This is a genomic window from Streptomyces sp. NPDC054863 (assembly GCF_053610825.1).
In genome coordinates this window covers 1-5,067 of sequence record NZ_JBSGZD010000421.1, presented here as the reverse complement: position 1 = coordinate 5,067, position 5,067 = coordinate 1, and the positions used below count along the sequence as shown (strand labels likewise).

Annotated in this window: 3 protein-coding genes; 2 read left to right on the top strand and 1 reads right to left on the bottom strand. The window is 67.8% G+C overall.

Annotation, left to right across the window (positions count from 1 at the left end; all coding sequences use genetic code 11):
* Positions 1-134: 134 nt before the first annotated feature.
* Entirely contained in the window at positions 135-920 is a 786-nt protein-coding gene (lexA, locus tag ACWGIG_RS36800; RefSeq protein ID WP_453326068.1) for a transcriptional repressor LexA, read from the bottom strand.
* 523 nt (positions 921-1,443) lie between these two features.
* On the opposite strand from lexA, the gene nrdR reads away from it, so the two are divergent.
* Together nrdR and ACWGIG_RS36790 are read left to right on the top strand one after the other, a co-directional pair.
* Positions 1,444-1,956 carry a transcriptional regulator NrdR gene (nrdR, locus tag ACWGIG_RS36795; protein ID WP_453326067.1) on the top strand — a complete coding sequence of 171 codons (513 nt, stop codon included), beginning with the start codon at positions 1,444-1,446 and terminating at the stop codon, positions 1,954-1,956.
* 163 nt (positions 1,957-2,119) lie between these two features.
* Positions 2,120-5,008, top strand: a complete 2,889-nt coding sequence (locus tag ACWGIG_RS36790) for a vitamin B12-dependent ribonucleotide reductase (RefSeq protein WP_453326066.1) — start codon at positions 2,120-2,122, stop codon at positions 5,006-5,008.
* Positions 5,009-5,067 lie beyond the last annotated feature (59 nt).

Sequence of the window (5,067 nt, the reverse complement as noted above, 5' to 3'; positions counted from 1 at the left end):
GCGCCCACGCCCGATGAGGCCGCCGTTATGTCACCCGCCCCCTTTCGGGGGGGGGCCCGGCCCGGTTTTTGGTGGTTGTGGGCCCGTGCACCCCCCGGGGGGTTCCAGGGCCCTACACGCACGGACGCCGGACGTCAGACACGCCGGAGCACCGCGACGACCTTGCCGAGAATGGTCGCGTCGTCGCCGGGGATCGGCTGGTACGCGGCGTTGTGCGGGAGCAGCCAGATGTGGTTGTCCTCGCGCTTGAAGCGCTTCACCGTGGCTTCGCCGTCCAGCATCGCGGCCACGATGTCGCCGTTCTCCGCGACCGGCTGGCGGCGGACCGTCACCCAGTCGCCGTCACAGATCGCGGCCTCGATCATCGAGTCCCCGACGACCTTCAGACAGAACAGCTCGCCGTCGCCCACCAGTTGCCGGGGGAGCGGGAAGACGTCCTCGACGGACTCCTCGGCGAGGATCGGGCCGCCGGCTGCGATCCGGCCGACCAGCGGGACGTACGAAGCCGCCGGCTTGCCGGCCGTGTCCGTGGTCTGTGTGCTCGGCTGGTCGGAGCCCCGGACCTCGTACGCCCGGGGGCGGTGAGGGTCGCGGCGGAGGAAGCCCTTGCGTTCGAGCGCCATCAGCTGGTGGGCCACGGACGAGGTGCTGGAGAGCCCCACCGCCTGCCCGATCTCGCGCATGGACGGCGGGTATCCCCGCCGCTGCACGGAGTCCCTGATGACCTCGATGACCCGCCGCTGCCGGTCCGTGAGGCCGGAGCTGTCCGCCCGGATTCCCGGAGGTCGGCCGGGCAGCGAGCGGGTGGGCTTGGCGCCCTCGGGGTTCGTGGCTGCGTCATTCATGGCATGCACCGGCTCAAGTCGGCCCTGGGAGCGGTCCTGGGCGGCGATCGTTGCGCTGTCCGCGGTGGTGGTCATGGTCGGCCCCTCTCGAATGGTCTCCCTGACCGGACAACGGTAGTAGCTTTCGAAAGGTTGCGCCAAACACACGTTCGAGTGAAAAACTGCAGAATGGCTGCCCTATTCGTACGGATGGGTGTATGGCTCGGTCCTGCGGAGGGAGTCCCGGTCGATCGCCCGAACGGCAATTCGGCTTATTACGGTAGCCTTCTCCGTCGGGTCGAACGCCGCCCCGGAGCCGTCGGGGCGGTCTCCCGCGGTCTCCCGATGCGCCGTCCGGGGGACCGGAATCCCGGTTCCCCTTGCGGGTCCCGTAGTCTCGTGGGCGACCGCCGCAGCCCCCTTTCCGCCGCGACACGCGCGTAGGGGTGGTAGCCCGGCCAACCCCCAGATCTAGTGGTTGAATCGCCACAGCTGCCCACACGTTGTGTTTCGCGGTCCATCGGGCCCCGGTCATCGACTATGCTGGGAGCTGCTTCGAAGGCCCGTTGTGCGGCCTGCCGGAGCTCTTCAGTCGTACCGCGAAGGAGGCCTTGGAACCATGCACTGCCCCTTCTGCAGGCACCCCGACAGTCGAGTGGTCGACAGTCGCACCACGGACGACGGGACGTCGATCCGCAGGCGCCGTCAGTGCCCCGACTGCTCCCGCCGTTTCACGACGGTGGAGACGGCCTCGCTGATGGTGGTCAAGCGCAGCGGGGTGACCGAGCCCTTCAGCCGTACGAAGGTCATCTCCGGGGTGCGCAAGGCGTGCCAGGGCCGTCCGGTCACCGAGGACGCCCTCGCCAAGCTCGGCCAGCGGGTCGAGGAAGCGGTGCGTGCCACCGGCAGCGCCGAGCTGACCACCCACGACGTGGGCCTGGCCATCCTCGGTCCGCTGCAGGAGCTCGACGTCGTCGCGTACCTGCGTTTCGCGTCCGTGTACCGGGCGTTCGACTCGCTGGAGGACTTCGAGGCCGCGATCACGGAACTCCGTGACCCGCGGCCCTCGGCCCAGGAGTGCGGGCCCGGCGGGAACCCTGCGGTTCCCGTGCCCGCTGCCGCCGCCGACTAGACCGACCCTCCTGTCGGTCAGCCGCACAGCGGCACATTCGGCGGCACCTCAGGACCTGTCACGGGCTCGGCGCGTACGCGCGACGACCCGGACATCAGACACACACCGTGCCCAAGGAAGAACTGGGCACTTCTGGGCGTTTTAGCCCGATATGGGAGGCGGCATGACCGAGACGACGAGCGGCCCGGCACGGGGTTCCCGCAACAAGGGATCCAAGGCCAGCAAGGGTCTGCGTATCGAGCGCATCCACACCACTCCTGGCGTGCACCCGTACGACGAGGTGGTCTGGGAGCATCGTGACGTCGTCATGACCAACTGGCGCGACGGCTCGATCAACTTCGAGCAGCGTGGCGTCGAGTTCCCCGACTTCTGGTCGGTGAACGCGGTCAACATCGTCACCAGCAAGTACTTCCGCGGCGCTGTCGGCACCCCGCAGCGCGAGACGGGTCTGCGCCAGCTGATCGACCGGATCGTGAAGACGTACCGGAAGGCCGGCGAGGACTACAGCTACTTCGCCTCCCCGGCGGACGCCGAGATCTTCGAGCACGAGCTGGCCTACGCCCTCCTGCACCAGATCTTCAGCTTCAACTCCCCGGTCTGGTTCAACGTCGGCACGCCCCAGCCGCAGCAGGTCTCCGCCTGCTTCATCCTGGCCGTCGACGACTCCATGGAGTCGATCCTCGACTGGTACAAGGAAGAGGGAATGATCTTCAAGGGCGGCTCCGGCGCCGGCCTGAACCTCTCCCGCATCCGCTCCTCCAAGGAGCTGCTGTCCTCCGGCGGCAACGCGTCGGGCCCGGTCTCCTTCATGCGCGGTGCCGACGCCTCCGCCGGAACGATCAAGTCCGGCGGCGCCACCCGCCGCGCGGCCAAGATGGTCATCCTCGACGTCGACCACCCCGACATCGAGAACTTCATCGAGACCAAGGTGAAGGAAGAAGAGAAGATCCGCGCCCTGCGCGACGCGGGCTTCGACATGGACCTGGGCGGCGACGACATCACGTCCGTCCAGTACCAGAACGCCAACAACTCGGTTCGTGTGAACGACGAGTTCATGAAGGCCGTCGAGTCCGGCGGCAAGTTCGGCCTGCGCGCCCGCATGACCGGCGACGTCATCGAAGAGGTCGAGGCCAAGTCCCTCTTCCGCAAGATGGCCGAGGCCGCCTGGGCCTGCGCCGACCCGGGCATCCAGTACGACGACACCATCAACAAGTGGCACACCTGCCCGGAGTCCGGCCGCATCAACGGCTCGAACCCGTGCAGCGAGTACATGCACCTGGACAACACCTCGTGCAACCTCGCCTCGCTGAACCTGATGAAGTTCCTCAAGGACGACGGCCTGGGCAACCAGTCCTTCGAGTCCGAGCGCTTCGCCAAGGTCGTCGAGCTGGTCATCACCGCGATGGACATCTCCATCTGCTTCGCGGACTTCCCCACCGAGAAGATCGGTGAGAACACCCGCGCCTTCCGCCAGCTGGGCATCGGTTACGCCAACCTGGGCGCGCTCCTCATGGCGACCGGCCACGCGTACGACTCCGACGGCGGTCGTGCCCTCGCCGGCGCGATCACCTCTTTGATGACGGGTACCTCGTACAAGCGCAGCGCCGAGCTGGCCGCCGTCGTCGGTCCGTACGACGGCTACGCCCGCAACGCCGAGCCGCACCAGCGCGTCATGAAGCAGCACGCCGACGCCAACGCCGTGGCCGTGCACGTCGACGACCTGGACAACCCCATCTGGGCCGCCGCGACGGAGACCTGGCAGGACGTGATCCGCCTCGGCGCGAAGAACGGTTTCCGCAACGCGCAGGCCTCGGTCATCGCCCCCACCGGCACCATCGGTCTCGCGATGTCCTGCGACACCACCGGCCTTGAGCCCGACCTCGCACTGGTCAAGTTCAAGAAGCTGGTCGGCGGCGGCTCGATGCAGATCGTCAACGGCACCGTCCCGCAGGCCCTGCGTCGCCTGGGCTACCAGGAGGAGCAGATCGAGGCGATCGTCGCCCACATCGCCGAGAACGGCAATGTGATCGACGCCCCGAGCCTGAAGACCGAGCACTACGAGGTCTTCGACTGCGCGATGGGCGAGCGTTCCATCTCCGCGATGGGCCACGTCCGCATGATGGCGGCCATCCAGCCGTGGATCTCCGGCGCACTGTCCAAGACGGTCAACCTGCCGGAGACGGCGACCGTCGAGGACGTCGAAGAGGTCTACTTCGAGGCGTGGAAGATGGGCGTCAAGGCGCTCGCGATCTACCGCGACAACTGCAAGGTCGGCCAGCCCCTCTCCGCCAAGACCAAGGAGAAGGAGAAGGAGGCGGTCACCGCCAAGGCCGAGGACACCATTCGCACGGCCGTCGAGAAGGTCATCGAGTACCGTCCGGTCCGCAAGCGCCTCCCCAAGGGCCGCCCGGGCATCACCACCTCCTTCACGGTGGGTGGCGCCGAGGGCTACATGACCGCCAACTCCTACCCGGACGACGGTCTCGGCGAGGTCTTCCTCAAGATGTCCAAGCAGGGCTCGACCCTTGCGGGCATGATGGACGCCTTCTCGATCGCGGTGTCCGTGGGCCTCCAGTACGGCGTCCCGCTGGAGACGTACGTCTCGAAGTTCGTCAACATGCGCTTCGAGCCGGCCGGCATGACGGACGACCCGGACGTGCGGATGGCGCAGTCGATCGTCGACTACATCTTCCGCCGCCTGGCGCTGGACTTCCTGCCCTTCGAGACGCGTTCCGCGCTCGGCATCCACTCCGCCGAGGAGCGTCAGCGCCACCTCGACACCGGTTCCTACGAGCCGTCGATGGAGGAGGACGAGCTGGACGTGGAGGGGCTCTCGCAGTCCGCTCCGCTGGCCACGATCGCCGCGCCCAAGGCGGAGGCCGTCGCTCCGGTCGCGCAGCAGAACGCTCCGCACACCTCGGCCGAGCTGGTCGAGATGCAGCTGGGTATCAGCGCCGACGCACCGCTGTGCTTCTCCTGTGGTACGAAGATGCAGCGCGCCGGCAGCTGCTACATCTGCGAGGGCTGCGGCTCGACCAGCGGTTGCAGCTGACGCACGGCTGACGCCCTGAACGGGTGAAGGCCCAACAGGAAGGGCGGCGCTCCCTCGGG